General features: G+C 57.4%; 13 protein-coding genes. 9 read left to right on the forward strand and 4 right to left on the reverse strand.

What is annotated here, in order from left to right; all coding sequences use genetic code 11:
- Positions 1 to 115 precede the first annotated feature (115 nt).
- The 6 genes from DSM117340_RS04700 (at position 116) to DSM117340_RS04725 (ending at position 6,498) form a co-directional block, all read left to right on the forward strand.
- Positions 116 to 1,033 carry an MBL fold metallo-hydrolase gene (locus tag DSM117340_RS04700; protein WP_089889014.1) on the forward strand — a complete coding sequence of 306 codons (918 nt, stop codon included), beginning with the start codon at positions 116 to 118 and terminating at the stop codon, positions 1,031 to 1,033.
- Positions 1,030 to 1,446 (forward strand): rhodanese-like domain-containing protein, encoded by a 417-nt coding sequence (locus DSM117340_RS04705; protein ID WP_245724358.1) that lies wholly within the window; start codon positions 1,030 to 1,032, stop codon positions 1,444 to 1,446. The genes DSM117340_RS04700 and DSM117340_RS04705 overlap by 4 nt, the downstream gene beginning before the upstream one ends.
- Complete coding sequence (locus tag DSM117340_RS04710; protein ID WP_245724359.1) at positions 1,443 to 1,886, forward strand: isoprenylcysteine carboxylmethyltransferase family protein; 444 nt, start codon at positions 1,443 to 1,445, stop codon at positions 1,884 to 1,886. Before DSM117340_RS04705 ends, DSM117340_RS04710 begins: the two co-directional genes overlap by 4 nt.
- 148 nt (positions 1,887 to 2,034) lie before the next feature.
- Positions 2,035 to 3,606 (forward strand): Re/Si-specific NAD(P)(+) transhydrogenase subunit alpha, encoded by a 1,572-nt coding sequence (locus DSM117340_RS04715; protein ID WP_089888270.1) that lies wholly within the window; start codon positions 2,035 to 2,037, stop codon positions 3,604 to 3,606.
- Positions 3,607 to 3,620: 14 nt separating this feature from the next.
- Entirely contained in the window at positions 3,621 to 5,054 is a 1,434-nt protein-coding gene (locus DSM117340_RS04720) for an NAD(P)(+) transhydrogenase (Re/Si-specific) subunit beta (RefSeq protein WP_089888272.1), read from the forward strand.
- A 160-nt stretch (positions 5,055 to 5,214) separates the two neighbouring features.
- The gene (locus tag DSM117340_RS04725; RefSeq protein WP_089888274.1) at positions 5,215 to 6,498 is read left to right on the forward strand and encodes a DUF3422 domain-containing protein; all 1,284 of its coding nucleotides are present in this window, start codon (positions 5,215 to 5,217) and stop codon (positions 6,496 to 6,498) included.
- On the opposite strand, the gene DSM117340_RS04730 is transcribed toward DSM117340_RS04725, so the two are convergent.
- From DSM117340_RS04730 to DSM117340_RS04745, 4 genes are all read right to left on the reverse strand, one after another.
- Positions 6,434 to 7,516 carry a YeeE/YedE thiosulfate transporter family protein gene (locus DSM117340_RS04730; RefSeq protein ID WP_089889020.1) on the reverse strand — a complete coding sequence of 361 codons (1,083 nt, stop codon included), beginning with the start codon at positions 7,514 to 7,516 and terminating at the stop codon, positions 6,434 to 6,436. The genes DSM117340_RS04725 and DSM117340_RS04730 overlap by 65 nt on opposite strands.
- Before the next feature lie 228 nt (positions 7,517 to 7,744).
- Positions 7,745 to 8,713, reverse strand: a complete 969-nt coding sequence (locus DSM117340_RS04735) for an ABC transporter permease (RefSeq protein WP_089888276.1) — start codon at positions 8,711 to 8,713, stop codon at positions 7,745 to 7,747.
- Positions 8,706 to 9,770 (reverse strand): ABC transporter permease, encoded by a 1,065-nt coding sequence (locus DSM117340_RS04740; protein ID WP_089888277.1) that lies wholly within the window; start codon positions 9,768 to 9,770, stop codon positions 8,706 to 8,708. Before DSM117340_RS04740 ends, DSM117340_RS04735 begins: the two co-directional genes overlap by 8 nt.
- Before the next feature lie 101 nt (positions 9,771 to 9,871).
- Complete coding sequence (locus DSM117340_RS04745) at positions 9,872 to 11,575, reverse strand: peptide ABC transporter substrate-binding protein (RefSeq protein WP_089888278.1); 1,704 nt, start codon at positions 11,573 to 11,575, stop codon at positions 9,872 to 9,874.
- 283 nt (positions 11,576 to 11,858) lie between these two features.
- On the opposite strand from DSM117340_RS04745, the gene DSM117340_RS04750 reads away from it, so the two are divergent.
- From DSM117340_RS04750 to DSM117340_RS04760, 3 genes are all read left to right on the forward strand, one after another.
- Positions 11,859 to 13,679 (forward strand): ABC transporter ATP-binding protein, encoded by a 1,821-nt coding sequence (locus tag DSM117340_RS04750; RefSeq protein ID WP_089888280.1) that lies wholly within the window; start codon positions 11,859 to 11,861, stop codon positions 13,677 to 13,679.
- 158 nt (positions 13,680 to 13,837) lie between these two features.
- Complete coding sequence (gene argE, locus DSM117340_RS04755; RefSeq protein WP_089888281.1) at positions 13,838 to 15,001, forward strand: acetylornithine deacetylase; 1,164 nt, start codon at positions 13,838 to 13,840, stop codon at positions 14,999 to 15,001.
- A complete protein-coding gene (locus DSM117340_RS04760; protein WP_354690032.1) occupies positions 15,001 to 16,341 on the forward strand; it encodes an FAD-dependent oxidoreductase in 1,341 nt (446 codons plus the stop codon). The genes argE and DSM117340_RS04760 overlap by 1 nt, the downstream gene beginning before the upstream one ends.
- The last annotated feature ends 11 nt before the right edge of the window (positions 16,342 to 16,352 follow it).

Consider the following 16,352-nt stretch of genomic DNA (forward strand, 5'->3'; position numbering starts at 1 on the left):
TTAGAAATGCGTTAGACATTCACTCGCATGAATGTGTATGCTGCGCCGAACCGAGGAGGAGGGGGTAAACATGGTACGAATTTCAAGATGGATCGTGACGGGTGCTTTGGCCGCTATGATTGCGGGCGCGGTGGCTGCGAGCGAAGATATTGCTGATCAGTATCCACAGAGCGAGCTATACGCCAAGCCTGTTGAATTTATCCCTCATGTTTTCACTGCGATTGGGGCCACGGCCCCGCCGACTTATGAAAACTCAGGTCATAACAACAACTTGAGCTTTGTTGTGACGTCTGAGGGCGTTGTTGTTGTCAATGGTGGCGCCTCGGCGCGGCTGGCGGCGGCGCTGCATGATGAGATCAAAGCGGTGACTGATTTGCCTGTCAAACTTGTGATCAACGAAAACGGACAAGGCCATGCCTTTCTCGGCAATTCCTACTGGGCGGATCAGGGTGTTGATATTCTCGCCCATGAAGATGCGATTCACGAGGTTGAGGAGAACGGGCATTTTATCCTTGAGGGGATGAAGCGCTACAACCGTGACAAGGCCGAGGGCACGCGAACTGTCGCAGCGAACCTGAGCTTTTCGGACCGCTACGATTATGAGCTTGGTGGCGTTAAATTTGAGATATTACATCTCGGTCCGGCCCATGGGCCAGGCGATACGCAGGTCTGGATACCTGAGTGGAGTATGATGATTGCGGGGGATATTGCCTTTCACGAGCGGATGCCGCCTTTGTTTGCCGATACCTGCTCAAAATGTTGGGTTGAGACGTTTGAAGAGAAGTTTATCCCGCTCGCGCCGACCTATGTGATTCCGGGCCATGGGCATCCGACCAATCTGGCCGTGGTGACGCGTGGTACGGTCGATTATCTCAAGGATCTGCGCGAGAAGATCGGTGCGCATATTGAGGAGGGCGGAGACCTTGGTGGCGCCTATTACGTGGACCAGTCCCCATGGGAGCATCTGGACACATTTGAAGAGCTCGCCACGAAGAATGCGGGCCGTGTCTTTGAGGAAATGGAATGGGAATGAGCTTTAAAGCTACACTTTTGGCACTGTCTATGGTTGCGGCGCCCGCTTTTGCGGATCAGGACGCTGTTGCTGAGGCTGTGCAAGGGTATATGGACTTTGCCACTTATGAGCAGGGTATCATCCTCCCCCAGCAGATTGATGCAGATGTGTTTGCGGCGGCGGTTTTTGTCGACACGCGCGATGCGGAGCAGTTTGCGGCGGGTCATATCGAGGGCGCTGTCAACATCGAGTGGCGTGAGGTGCCTGCGCGTCTTGAAGAGTTGCCCGAGACGGGCATGGTGATTTTCTATTGCAACACGGGTACGCTCAGTGCGCAGGCGACGTTTGCGGCGCGGCTCTTGGGGCATGAAAATGTGGTTGTTTTGCAGTCGGGCTACACTGGCTGGCAGGAAACGGCGGCTTATAAACCGTGATACATTGGGTTGATCTCCCGCCTGTTTGGCTTGTTGGTTTTATCGCGCTTGCGTGGGTGCAGTCTGTGCTTCTGCCTGTGGGTGGGGTGCTGCCGACCGAGCCGTTTGGCTTTGCGTTGATCGGGACGGGGGCGGCGCTTATGGTGGCGGCTGTTGTGCAGATGTATCGTGCCAAAACCACGATCATTCCACGGCATGATGCCTCCCAGCTAGTGACGGGGGGTGTCTTTAGTCTGAGCCGCAACCCGATTTATCTGGGAGATGCGCTCGTTTTGGCGGGGTTTGCGCTCTATTGGGGGGCTTGGCCTAGCCTTGTGCTCGTGCCTGTGTTCATGTGGCTGATCAGCTGGCGGTTTATCGAAGGCGAAGAAGCTAAGCTTCGGCATGCTTTCGGTCAGGCGTTTCATGCCTATGAAAAGGAGACACGCCGTTGGCTTTGATGGCGGGGTTTACAGAAACTGCGGGGAATGCCGCAATGCGGCATTGACTTCGCGGCGAACTTTTACAAAAGTCGATGAGACTTTCGGCGCAATAATATTTCTCGGCCAATATTGCCGAAACTGAAGAGAAACTAGAGGGGACGCTAACGTGATAATTGGAACGCCAAAGGAAGTGTTTGCAGGCGAGGCGCGGGTTGCCATGACGCCTGCCTCGGCACTTGACCTGCAAAAGCTCGGATATGAGTGCATGATCGAAACGGGCGCAGGCGCGGGCGCTGGCTATTCGGACGCGGACTATAAGGCCGCCGGCGTGAGCGTGAAAAAAACCGCTGCTGCCCTTTGGAAAGACGCGGATATTATCGCCAAGGTGCGCCAGCCTGAAGCCGAAGAGCTGAAGTACCTCAAGGCGGGCAAGACCCTGATTTCATTCTTTAACCCTGCGGTGAACGACGCGGGCATGACCGCGGCCAAGACCAAGGGCGCGAATGTTATTGCGATGGAAATGGTGCCACGGATCAGCCGTGCGCAAAAAATGGATGCGCTCAGCTCCATGGCCAATATTGCGGGTTACCGCGCCGTTATTGAAGCGGGTAACAACTTTGGCCGCTTCTTCACAGGCCAGATTACGGCGGCGGGCAAAGTTCCACCTGCGAAAGTTTTGGTTGTGGGGGCTGGTGTGGCTGGGCTTGCGGCCATCGGCACTTCAACCTCGCTTGGCGCGATCACCTATGCGTTTGATGTGCGCCCCGAAGTGGCGGAACAAGTCGAATCAATGGGCGCCGAGTTTGTTTATCTCGACTTTGAGGAAGACCAGCAGGACGGCGCCGCGACAGGCGGCTATGCGGCTGTTTCAAGCCCTGAGTTCCGCGAAGCGCAGCTTGCTAAATTCCGCGAGCTGGCACCTGAAGTTGATATCGTGATCACCACGGCCCTTATTCCGAACCGTGAGGCACCAGAGCTTTGGACCGAAGATATGGTCAAGGCGATGAAGCCTGGTTCTGTGATTGTGGACCTTGCTGCTGAGAAGGGTGGCAACTGCAAACTCACTGTGATGGACGAGAAGATTGTGACCGAGAATGGCGTGACCATTATTGGCTACACCGACTTCCCGAGCCGCATGGCGACGCAGGCGTCAAACCTCTATGCGACAAACATTCGCCACATGATGACCGATCTGACGCCTGAGAAGGACGGGCAGATCAACCACAATATGGAAGACGATGTCATCCGTGGTGCGACTGTGACCCATGAGGGGGAAATCACCTTCCCGCCGCCGCCCCCAAAGGTGGCTGCGATTGCGGCCAAGCCCAAGGTGGAAGTGAAGGAGCTGACGCCAGAGGAAAAACGCGCTGCAGAAGTGGCCGCGTTCAAGCAGCAGACCAAGAACCAAGTGACGCTTCTGGCCGTTGGGGCCGTGCTTCTGCTCGGTGTTGGGCTTGTTGCACCCGCGAGCTTCATGCAGCACTTCATCGTGTTTGTGCTGGCTGTTTTTGTTGGTTTCCAAGTGATCTGGGGGGTTGCGCATTCGTTGCACACGCCGCTCATGGCTGTGACCAATGCGATCAGCTCGATCATCATTTTGGGCGCGCTGATGCAGATCGGTTCAGGCTCTTTCCTTGTGATCCTCTTGTCGGCACTGTCTGTCTTTATGGCAGGGATCAATATCTTCGGGGGCTTCCTCGTCACACGGCGCATGCTTGCCATGTTCCAGAAATCTTAAGGGAGGCTTGATCAATGGATTATGGTTTCACCACAGCGGCTTATGTAGTTGCCGCAGTCTTGTTTATCCTCTCGCTGGGCGGCCTTTCGGGGCAGGAAAGTGCTAAGCGTGCGGTTTGGTATGGTATTGCGGGCATGGCTTTGGCTGTGTTTGCCACGCTGATTGGACCGGGCTCGGGCCTATGGCTTTTGTCGCTTGTTCTGATCGGGGCGGGCGGGCTTATCGGCTATCAACTTGCAACCAAAGTGCAGATGACACAGATGCCAGAGCTTGTCGCAGCGATGCACTCGCTTGTTGGCTTGGCAGCTGTTTTTGTGGGCTTCAACGCGCACATCGAGCTGGGCCGTGTTATGGCGATGGACGACAGTGCCAAAAAAGCACTCGAGGGCTTTGCCGCACTTCTTGCGAAGAAAGATGGCGTTGAAATTGCCATTCTGCGGGTTGAGCTTTTCCTCGGGATCTTCATCGGGGCTGTGACATTCACGGGCTCTGTTGTGGCCTATGGCAAGCTTGCGGGGCGTCTGACATCTGCGGCAGAGAAACTTCCGGGTGGGCATATGCTCAATGCGGCTGCTGCGGGTATCTCGCTGCTGACCCTGATCTGGTATTTCAACACAGGTGGCTTCCTTCCGCTGTTTATCATGACGCTGGCGGCGCTGTTTATCGGCTATCACCTGATCATGGGGATTGGCGGCGCGGACATGCCTGTGGTTGTGTCGATGCTCAACTCCTACTCAGGCTGGGCGGCTGCGGCTATTGGCTTTAGCCTTGGCAACGATCTTTTGATTGTTGTGGGTGCGCTTGTTGGCTCATCAGGTGCGATCCTGAGCTACATCATGTGTAAGGCGATGAACCGTTCGTTTGTCAGCGTTATTCTCGGCGGTTTTGGTGGCCCACAGGGCGAGCAAATGGCTGTGGAAGGCGAGCAGATTGCCATTGAAGCAGAAGGTGTCGCGGCGGCGCTCAATGAGGCGGACAGCGTTATTATCATTCCTGGATATGGTATGGCTGTTGCGCAGGCGCAGGCGGGTGTTGCGGATCTTGTGCGCAAGCTGCGTGCCAAGGGCAAGAACGTGCGCTTTGCCATTCACCCTGTTGCGGGGCGTCTGCCTGGGCATATGAACGTGCTCTTGGCCGAAGCTAAAGTGCCTTATGACATCGTGATGGAAATGGATGAGATCAACGAAGACTTCCCGTCAACCGACGTGGCCATCGTGATCGGCTCCAATGACATCGTAAACCCTGCAGCGCAGGACGATCCGAACAGCCCGATTGCTGGTATGCCAGTGCTCGAGTGCTGGAAGGCGAAACAGGTTTTCGTTTCCAAGCGCGGGCAAGGCACCGGCTATTCGGGGATCGAGAACCCGTTGTTCTTTAAAGAGAACACACGGATGTTCTATGGCGATGCGAAGGCGAGCCTTGATAAGCTTTTGCCGATGATCGACTGATCATTCCGGATGATTGACCAGAGAGGGCGTCCTGCGGAGGGGCGCCCTTTTTCGTTTCTGTATACAAATGTATTCCGCTAACTTATTGATTTTGCGGCAAATTGCGTATTTACATGTGCGCCGAGCGCGTTAGGGTGCCCAGAACACAGGAGAGCGCGCTATGACGGCTTTGCAAGACCATCCGCTTCGATACGAGCTGGCCAACGAGCTTCATGCACGCCCTTTTCCGAGTATTGCGACCTCGGCCACTGCTGTTTTTGTAGCGCTGCGTCCCAAGAAAGACGCGGCAGGGCGGAACCGCGCTGCTGACCTTGCGCATCTCTGTGCCTTGCTCGACCGCTACGGCGCGGCGCATCCTGCGCCTCATGCCACGCATTATTCGGGGCAGATTGGCCGCCATACCCTGAAGTGGGAGAGCCACACCGAGTTTGTAACCTATACCGCGTTTTTTACGGGCGTATCTGACCGCGCGTTTGATGCGGCGGACTTTAACATTTTCCCCGATGACTGGCTTGCGGCCTCTGGCATGGAGCGGGTCACGAGCGCTTTGGTCAGGGTGGGGCCAAGCCCTGTTGTTGCGACGATCAAGGAGGCTGTGGCGGAGTGGTTTGTGCCTGAAAGTGTGGCTGTGTCATACGTTCTGGATGGGGCCGCTGTGATTGCGGGCGATTTTCACATCGATCCAGCAGGGCATATGCGCTTTGCAGTGTTTGTGAATGAGGGGACAGGGCCGCAGCGCACGGGGCGGATTGTTCAGCGGCTGTGCGAGATAGAGACCTATAAGACCCTCTCAATGCTCGGGTTTGCGCGGGTGCGTAGCCTGAGTGGGCCTTTGGCAAAGTTTGATGCGCAGCTTTCTGGCTTGATGGAGGATATGACGCTCTCGGAGACGCCTGCAGAGGCCACGCTGGATGCGCTTTTGAGTGTTTCAGCTGAGCTTGAGGCGCTGTCTGCGACCTCGTCTTTCCGTTTTGGAGCGACAGAGGCTTACGAAGCGTTGGTACATGAGCGGATTTCGGTTTTGCGGGAGTCCCGTTTTGAGGGACGCCAGACCTTTGGCGAGTTTATGATGCGCCGCTATGATCCAGCGATGCGCACTGTGGCTGCGACGCGGGCGCGCTTGAGCAAGATGGCTGATCGGGCGATGCGGGCGGGGGAGCTGCTCAGAACGCGAGTTGAAGTCGAGCGGAGCGCGCAGAACTCGGCGCTTTTGGAGAGCATGAACAAGCGGGCTGATTTGCAGCTTAGGTTGCAGCAGACTGTGGAGGGACTCTCGGTGGTCGCTATCAGTTATTATGCTGTGAATTTGGTGACTTACGCGGCTTATCCCTTTGCCAAGGCCTTGGCCGGCGTTGACAAAGGGATGCTGAGTGCGTTGGTTACTCTGCCGGTTGTAGGGCTTGTGTGGATGGCTGTGCGCCGTATCCGGAACCGCTTTCATTAAGGACACGGCCCGCGATTTTCGCGCCTACGATGATTGCTGCAAGGGCGAGGAAGGCTGCGAAACCGAGTGTCGGGATGCCTGAGAGGCCTGCGCCTAGGGTGCAGCCACCTGCGAGCACACCGCCAAGACCCATGAGCAGAGCGCCAAGCGCATAGCGGCCTGTTTGAGCTGGGCTTTCAAAGCTCTGCCATGCGAAGCGCCCAAAGATGAGCGAAGAGGCTGCTGCGCCCGCGAGGATACCCCCGAAGAGGCCGACGCCGAAGCCTGGTGTGATCGAAGTGCTTGCAATGCCCCAGAAAAGCGTGGCTGTGGCGGGGCTTGTGAGGCTGAGGCTTTCGGCCACGATCGGATCAAACTCATCAAAAAGGATATACCCTGTGCCGACCCATGCCGCGGGTACGATCAGGCCGATGAGCGCCGCAAGGGCGAGGTTGAGCTTGCTTGCGCCTGAGCGCAGGGCGAAGGCGAGGAAGCCGAGCGCCAGCGCAGCTGTATAGGGCAGGGCACCGCCAGGGAGGGCTGCGAGGGATGTCAGATCACCCAAGGGGAGTGTCACACTGGCAAGGCTTGAGGAGAGCGGCGCAAACACGCCTTTGAGCGCGGCGTGAGCCGCAATCGCGAAGAGCACGAGGACGAAGGCAGCACGCAGGTTGCCTGAGCCTGAGAGCACGGCGAGACGTGAGGCACAGCCGCGGGTGAGCACCATGCCTGCGCCAAAGGCGAGGCCGCCGAGGAGTATTGCCAGCACCGGCAGATCGGAGGCCAGCAGTCTGTGGCTGTCAAAGTTGATGAGGCCTGTGGCGACGCTGGCTTGTGTGCCGATGAGGGCGACTGCGAGGGCCATGAGCCAGACGCCGCCCGCAGAGCGGCGCTCGGATGGGTCAGCACTCACGAGGGCGCGGCGCAGACAAAAGCGGGTGATCTCGGCCAGCACGCCGAAGGCGACGCCGAGGGCAAGGGCCAGATAGAGGCTGGCTGTGACTGGGGTCAGAGTTTCAAAACCAAAGGATTCAAACATGGGTGTGCTCCGCAATGTGAGGGCTGTTGCTGTCCAGTTGGCAGGGGTTGGGGCTTGAAACAAGGGGAGGGGCTGGCCGAGGGCGGCGCGCGCGCAGACAGGTGTTCTCAGCGTCCGCAGGCTTTGGGGCGTTGTTCTGAGCCTTTCGGCGCGGTGGAACAAAAGACCAAACGCGCGCCCTGATAAGGGACGCGCGTTTTTATTTTGAGATATTGGTTCTGAGGCGGGTTAGCGGCCTCTGATACGCGGATCGAGCGCGTCGCGTAGGCCATCGCCGAGGAAGTTGACGGCCAGCACTGTGAGCGAGATTGCGATTCCTGGTAGAATGACGCGCTCAGGGAATTCGGTCATGCGTGAGACCGAGTCTGCAAGCATTTTGCCCCATGTCGGGAAGTCAGACGGGAAGCCTACGCCGAGGAAGCTGAGCGAGCTTTCTGTGATGATCGCTGTTGCGAGCCCGAAGGTCGCGGAAACCACGATGGGCGAGACGACGTTTGGCAGAAGGTGGCGCATGATGATGCCGCGTGAGGTCGTGCCTGCGGAGCGGGCTGCGAGGACGAACTCACGCTCTTTGAGCGCCAGAACATCGCCACGCACGATCCGTGCGGTGTGCATCCAAGATGTGATGCCAATGACGCCGACAATCAGGATAAACATGCCACCCTCCGGGCCAAAGTTTGCTCTGAGCGGCTGTCGGAAAAGCGTGACCGCGACCAAAAGCAAAGGCAGGATCGGCAGAGACAGAAAGAGATCTGTCAGCCGCATGAGCGGTCCATCGAGCTTTTTGAAGTAGCCCGCAAGCACGCCAATCATTGCGCCAAGAAACAGCGAGAGCAGCATAGCGGCCCAGCCCACGGCCATAGAGGTACGTCCGCCAGCGAGCATATTGGCGAGGCCGTCGCGACCGAGCTGGTCTGTGCCGAATGGGTGTTTCCAGCCTGTTTTGGCATCTGAATCCCAGAGGGCCGTATAGATCGGACGATAGTCTTTGGCGCGGATGTCGAGCTTGCCTGGGTCTACGGTCCAGATCAGCGAGCCAAAGATCACCGCAATTGTGATCAGCATAAGGAAGCTGCCGCCGACCATCGCGCCCTTATGTTGGCGGAATTGCAGCCAGACCTCTCCCCATTGGGAGCGATGCGGTTTTAAGGGTTCGTTGTCTTGGAGCGCCTCGATGGCTTGAATTTCGTCAGTCATAGCGGATCCTTGGATCAAGCACGCCGTAGAGCACATCGGCGATGATATTCGCCATGACAATCAGAAAGGCGAAGATAAAGGTGAGTGTCATTACCATTGGCATATCGGAGGCAAAGAGCGCGCCGATGAGAGCGTCGCCGATCCCGTTTACTTTGAAGACGCGTTCCGTGATGATCGAACCACCGAAGATGCCTGGAATGGCGAGTGCGACCACTGTCACCACGGCGATCATTGAGTTGCGCAGCACATGAACGAGCAGCACGACGCGCTCTGGCAGGCCCTTGGCGCGGGCGGTGCGCACATAGTCTTGCTTGAGGTTGTCGAGCATGGAGGCACGCATGAAGCGGCTGATCTGGGCTGTGACTTGTAGGGCGAGTACCATAACCGGCATGATCATTTGCTTGAGCTGGACCACGAAGCTTTCCCAATCATTGACCACATGGGTGGTGTCATAGATCGAGGGGAACCAGCCGAGATAGACCGAGAAAATTACAATCAGAAGCGGTCCCGTGAAGAACGGGGGGACGGAAAAGCCAATCATCGTGATGAATGTGCCCGCTTGGTCGAAGGCGGAGTATTGTTTGTAGGCCGAGTAAATGCCGATGGGAATGGCGATGAAGAACGCAACCACATAGGCAAGGCCGACGACCCATAGCGTCTGTGGCATCCGCTGGATGATGATGTCCATTACGGGTGAACGGGTCTGCCAGCTGATGACGCGCAGGTCGCAGGGGCCGTCTACTGCTGGGCCACAAGGGGTGTAGAAGTCGGTGTTAGGGAGCCAGCCGAGGAGTGAGCTGTGGTTTGTGAGCCAGTCGATAAAGACCATCGGCTCGATCCAGAACATCTGCACCAGCCATTTCCAGAACTGGATATACCAAGGTGCGCCGAGGCCGAGCGCTTCGCGCATCTTCTGTTTGACTTCGGGAGGCACTGTGAGGGGCACCTGCGCCATCGGATCGCCAGGGGCGAGCTGTAGCAGCAAGAAAATGATCAGAGCGATAAACAAAAGCACCGGAACGGAGAGAATAAGCCGGCGGATCGTATAGGTCAGCATGAAGCGGGGCCTTGGTTTATAGGTCTGTTAATGTCGGATGACGCGGGGCAGTCAGATTGGGCGCCCCACAAAAGCAGGACGCCCTAAAAGCACAAGGCTTATCAGTCGATGCGATACCACTCAGCGGCATCCCAGAGCTCTGAGTCCCACACGTTGAGGACGTGGCCGCCCAGCGTGTTGGCTTGGCCAGAGACGCGACCACGGTGAACAAGACCCACGATGGTGTGGCTGTCTTTTGTCAGCATGTCGTTCATCTTCTTGGCGATCTCACCGCGCTTGGCGATGTCGCCTGTGCGGCCGAGTTCGTCGATCAGTGCGTCGTAGGCTGGATCACAGAAGCGGTTGATGTTTTCACCCTGCCACTGGCTTGATGGCTTGGGCTCGCCGCCACAACGGTAGGCCGCAAGATACTGCTGCGGGTCTGTGCCGTTGAAGGTGTTGGCATACATTTCTACGTCTGCGTAGAACTTCTGGAAGGTGTCGGGCGAACCGGGGTCGCCACCGAAGAAGACAGAGGCATCAAGGTTGCGCAGTTCTGTTTCAACACCGATTTCTTCCCACCACTGTTTGATCAGGGCCTGGAAGTCCTGACGCACAGCATTGGTTGATGTTTGATAGAGCAGCGAGAGTTTTTTGCCGTCTTTGTCACGCACGCCGTCGCCGTCTGTATCTGTCCAGCCAGCTTCTTCAAGCAGAGCTTTGGCGCGGTCCATGTCCTGCGTGAGGCAGAAGTCGTTCATCGACGCATAGTTTGCAGGCGATGGAACGAGATCACATGTGGGCTTACCCGCTTGGCCATAGCCGACTTCTACGAGCAGATCGCGGTCGATCGAAATCGAAAGCGCTTCCCGCACGCGGATGTCTGAGAGGATTGGGTGTGGGTGCATCACAGTCGAGCGCTCGCCTTCTGGAAGGTCGGGCGATGGGTCTGTCATGTTCATTTCAAGGCGTTCAACGAGTGGGCCGAAACCTGTAATCGCTTTGCCTTTACCGCCTTCTTCGAACTTTGAGATCACGTCGGGCGCGAGCTGAAGGTTCCATGCGTAGTCCATTTCACCCGTTTCAAAAACGGCACGGGCCGAGGCAACTGCATCACCACCGCCTTTGAGAACCATTTTGGCAAACTTCGGTTTGTCGGCCTCACGGTAGTTCGGGTTGGCCGACAGAGTGATAACGTCGTTTGGCTTGAATTCGTCAACGACGAAAGCGCCTGTGCCGATCGGGTTGAAGTTGGCTTCTGTGCACTCGGGCGCTTTGGCACCTGTGCAATCAGCAAACTGGGCCGCTTGGATAATAGGTGACTGTCCACCCACGAGCGGGCCGTATGGATTTGGCTTGGGCTCGTTGAACGTGATGACAAGGGTCATATCGTCAGGCGTTTCAATGCTTTTTACACCGTCAAAGAATGCCGCTTGGGCGCAGCCGCCTTCGGGGTTCATGCAGTAGTCAGCCGTGAATTTGGCGTCGTTTGATGTGACTGGCGTACCATCTGACCAGAGGATGCCTGGGCGGATTTTCCATGTGATTGTTGTGAGGTCTTCGCTCACACCGCCATTGGCCACTGTGGGCACTTCTGCGGCAACGAAAGGCACAAGGGCGCCAGTTTCGTCGTAGCGGGCGAGGGGTTCGATCACGAGCGAGGCGGCTTCGACATCTTTCGTGCCGCCTGAAAGGTAGGGGTTCATGATCGAAGGCGCTTGCCAGTAGATCACGTTGACTTGGCCGTCAGAGCCACGCTCGGCCATGGCCGCCGGGGCCATAACAAACGCTGCCGCTGCACCAAGCAGAAGGGTTTTGACTTTCATATTTTACTCCATGTTGGACGAAACTTGCGCCTCGTCTGAGCTTGTCCGCATGTTTTGCGGTTTCGTCGGGGCGGGGCAGTCTGGATTTCAGACATCAGTCAGTTGGCCTGACTTTCCCCCGCAATGAGGATCATACGACACAGAGATTCGCAAAAATGCAAGCCCTTTGAATGGACCGTGATGCGAACCTAACGGAACACTGCGCGCGCAGCTTGCAGTGTTTGACAGTCAGCCGTTCCCCTCTGTAGCGTGGTGCTATCTGCTTTGAAGGAATGGCTCTCTGATGCTTGATCACCCCCTTGCGACAATTGAAAACCTGCGTGTCGAGTTCCAAACAAAAGACGGCCCTGTTGTTGGGGTCGAGGATGTTTCGTTTGAGATACGGCCTGGTGAAACCATTTGTATTGTTGGGGAATCGGGCTCAGGCAAGTCTGTCTCGTCACTCTCGCTGATGCGGCTGATTGAGTACGGTGGCGGCGATATAGCGGGGGGGCGTCTGCTCTTTAAACGGGGCAACGGTGATGAGATTGATCTCGCCAAAACGGACCAAAGCCTGATGCGCACGATTCGGGGAAACGAGATTGGGATGATCTTTCAGGAGCCGATGACGGCGCTGAACCCTGTCTTTACCGTGGGCCGCCAGCTGACTGAGGGGCTGCGGATGCATAAGGGCCTCAACAAAGCCGAGGCCGAGGCCCGTGCGCTGGATTTGCTCAAGCAGGTGCGTATCCCTGAGCCCGAGCGGAGGCTGACACAATATCCACACGAACTTTCAGGCGGGATGCGCCAGAGGGTTGTGATTGCGATGGCGCTGGCCTGTGAGCCGCGGTTGCTGATTGCGGATGAGCCAACGACGGCGCTTGATGTGACGATTCAGGCCGAGATCCTTGCGTTGATGGACCGCCTCAAGCGTGAGACGGGTACGGCTGTTATGTTTATCACTCACGACATGGCTGTCGTCGCTCAGATGGCGGACCGTGTTGTTGTGATGTTTCGCGGCAAGAAGGTTGAGGAGGGCGCTGTTGAGGATATTTTCGAGCGCCCACAGCACAATTACACCAAGGCGCTGTTGGCGGCGGTGCCCAAGCTTGGGGAGATGCGCGGCAAGGCCTATCCCGAACCAATGAAGCTTTTGGGCAAGTCTGACCAGAACCTAGACCCGATCAAGGGCAGTGATGAGGTTTTGCTGGAGGTAAAGCATCTGACCACGCGCTTCCCTGTGAAGGGGGGCTTCTTTCGCCGTACTGTCGCCAATGTGCATGCGGTTGAGGATATTTCCTTTACGATCAACAAGGGGCGTACGCTGAGCCTTGTTGGCGAGAGCGGCTGCGGCAAATCTACTGCGGGGCGCTCGCTTTTGAGGCTCGTGGAGCCGCAATCGGGCGAAGTGCACCTCGATGGCAAGGATATTATGGCGCTCGGCAGCAATGATCTGCGCGCCGCACGGCTTGATATGCAGATGATTTTTCAAGATCCGTTTGCGAGCCTTAACCCGCAGATGAATTTGATGAGCCAAGTGGCTGAGCCTTTGCAGAACTATGGTGTTGCCAAGGGGCAGGAGCTTCAGGACAGGATTGCAGCGCTGTTTGACCGGGTTGAACTGCCGCGCTCTTTCTTGCGGCGCTTTCCGCACGAACTCTCTGGTGGACAGCGCCAGCGCGTCGCGATTGCGCGCGCTTTGGCGCTCAATCCTAAACTGATCGTTGCGGATGAAGCCGTGAGCGCTTTGGATGTTTCGGTGCAAGCTCAGGTTTTGAACCTGATGATGGAATTGCAGGCAGAATTGGAACTGTCCTACCTCTTTATCAGCCATGATATGGCTGTGGTGGAGCGGGTGAGCCATGATGTGGGTGTGATGTATCTGGGCCGTATTGTAGAGTTGGGGCCACGCGCGGCAGTTTTTGAGAATCCGCAGCATCCTTATACACAAGCTCTGATGAAGGCGGTTCCGATTGCCGACCCGCGCAACCGCAAGGACGAGCGCGAGCTGAACTTTAAGCCCATCCCATCACCGATCCATCCCGTGGGATATGAGGCGGCGCCGTCGGAGTATCGTGAGATTGGCGCGGGGCATTATATTCTGACCACGGACAGTGGCTATTAAGAGAGCGGTTTCGCCTGCTGACGCAGGCGATCCGGTGGGGGCTCTGCCCCCAGACCCCCGTAATAGGTGGGGGCCAGCCCCCACGCCCCCGGGATATTTCTGAAGAGAAGAAGGAGGGGGCTTGGGAGCATATCAGGATGCGCTGTAAGGAGACGACTATGACCATTATGACGCCTTATGAACTGATGGAGAAGTTGATCAGCTTTCCCACGGTGAGCCGTGATCCGAACACTGATTTGATTGATTGGGTTGAGAGCTATCTGGCGGCACATGGCATTGTGAGCCACCGACACTGGCGCGATGAGGCGCGGACGCATTGTGCGCTGTTTGCCCATGTTGGTCCTGAGATCGAGGGCGGAGTGGTGCTCTCGGGGCATACAGATGTTGTGCCTGTGGATGGGCAGCCTTGGAGCTCTGATCCCTTCACGGTGACGGAGCGGGACGGGAAGTATTTTGGGCGCGGGACCTGCGATATGAAGGGCTTTGATGCGCTTGCGATCTGGGCACTTGTGGAGGCCAAGCGGCGTGGCGTGAAGCGGCCTTTGCAGATTGCTCTCAGTTATGATGAGGAGGTTGGTTGCACCGGTGCGCCTGCGATGATTGAGGCGATGCAGGGCGTTTTGCCAAAGGCCGAGCTTGCCATCATCGGGGAGCCGTCTTTGATGAAATGTGTGAACGGCCACAAGGGCGGCGTGGGTGTGGCGACACATGTTGTCGGGTTTGAGGTTCACAGCTCAATCATGCACCGTGGTGTGAGCGCGGTGATGGAGGCTGCAAAGCTTCTGGAGTGGGCCAATGAGGTCAATGCGGAAAACATGGCGGCCACGCCTGATGCGCTTGCGGCGATGTTTGATCCGCCTTGGAGCAATGCGCATGTTGGTACGATTGAGGGCGGCACGGCGAACAATATCACCGCGAAAGATTGCAAGTTTATCATGGGGTTTCGGGTTGTTCCGAGCGAAAACAAGCAGGATTGGGTGGAACGCTATACGGCGCGCGCTCGTGAGGTCGAGGCTGAGATGCAGGCCATTCACCCTGAGGCGCGCATTGACCTTACCGGCTTTTTTGATGTGCCGGGGCTGAAGCCTGAGGAACATGGCGTGGCTGAAAACTTTGTGCGCCGCCTAACGGGGGACAATGCCAGCCATGTTGTGAGCTACGGGACAGAAGCGGGACAATTTCAGGAGGCTGGATACTCGGCTGTGATCTGTGGACCCGGTAGCATCGAGCAGGCCCATCAGCCTGACGAATACATTACGATTGCCGAGTTTGAAGCGGGGCAGCGCTTTATGGAGCGGCTGCTTGAGGAGCTTGCTGCGTGATGCGGGGGATCCCTTTGGGCCTGCAAAACGCGCCCGAGCATGTGGGCGCTTTGCCTGCTGAGGCGGATGCAGTCATCATTGGTGGCGGCGTCATCGGGATTTGCGCGGCCTATTATCTGGCGCAGCGGGGCTTGAAGGCTTTGGTGTTGGAAAAGGGCCGTGTGGCTGCCGAGCAGAGCGGGCGCAATTGGGGCTGGATTCGCAAGACGGGGCGTGACTATGCCGAGCTTCCAATCGTTATTGAGGCACAAGAACGCTGGGAAGAGTTGGCCAAGGTCTGCAAGGATGACTTCGGGCTGAGGCGCGCGGGCGTTACGTTTTTGCCCAAGAACGAAGAGCAGCTTGCAAAATATGAGGTCTGGGCGCGCGAGTTCGGGGCCGCTGCTGGGACCAAAATGCTTGGTGCGGCACAGGTTGCCGCGATGCTGCCTGATGCGATCAATCCTTGGGGCGGGGCTATGCACACGCCCGATGATATGGTGGCGGAGCCCTTTGAGGCTGTGCCTGCGATCGCGCGGGCGGCAGTGCTTGCGGGGGCCATTGTTCGAGAGGGCTGTGCTGTGCGTGGGTTGGTGCGCGCGGGCGGCGCTGTGAGCGGAGTTGTCACCGAGGCTGGAGAGGTCAAAACGAGGCTTGTGCTTGTGGCAGCAGGCTCGTGGTCTTCGCTCTTTCTGCGCCGTGAGGGGGTGAGTATTCCGCAGTTGTCTGTACGTTCCAATGTCTTAGCGACCGCGCCGATGCCGTCTTTCTTTGAGGGCGCTGCGGGGGAGGATGCGATGTCATTCCGTCGCCGTAAGGATGGCGGCTATACGATGGCCTCGCTTGGGGTCAATCATCTTTGGGTTGGGCCTGATGCGCTGCGCCATGTGCCGCATTATCGTCAGCTGATTGTCGGCGGGGACTTTGGCATGAGTTACCGCCCACCCGCGCCAAAGGACTGGCCAGACGGTTTGTTGACCAAGCGGCGGTGGGGCTTTGATGAGGAGACGCCGTTTGAGCGGATGCGCGTGCTTGACCCTCAGCCGAGTGACAAAGCGCTCGACAGGATGCTTGATAAATTTGCGGCGCGCTTCCCTAAAGTGGGGCGGCCCAAGGTGGCGAGGCGTTGGGCGGGTATGATTGATACGATGCCTGATGTTGTGCCGATCGTGGATCATGCGCCGATTGAAGGGCTTAGCATTTGCACGGGGATGTGTGGCCATGGGTTCGGGATCGGGCCTGCTTTCGGGCGCATCATGGCGGACATGATGGTGGGACGTGACGTCGGACATGATCTCACGCGTTTTCGCCTTGCGCGGTTTGACAGCTATGCCAAGCTTGAGCTTGGACCCGATGTTTAAGGGCTGCACAA

Source organism: Lentibacter algarum, from assembly GCF_040580765.1.
GTDB lineage: Bacteria > Pseudomonadota > Alphaproteobacteria > Rhodobacterales > Rhodobacteraceae > Lentibacter > Lentibacter algarum.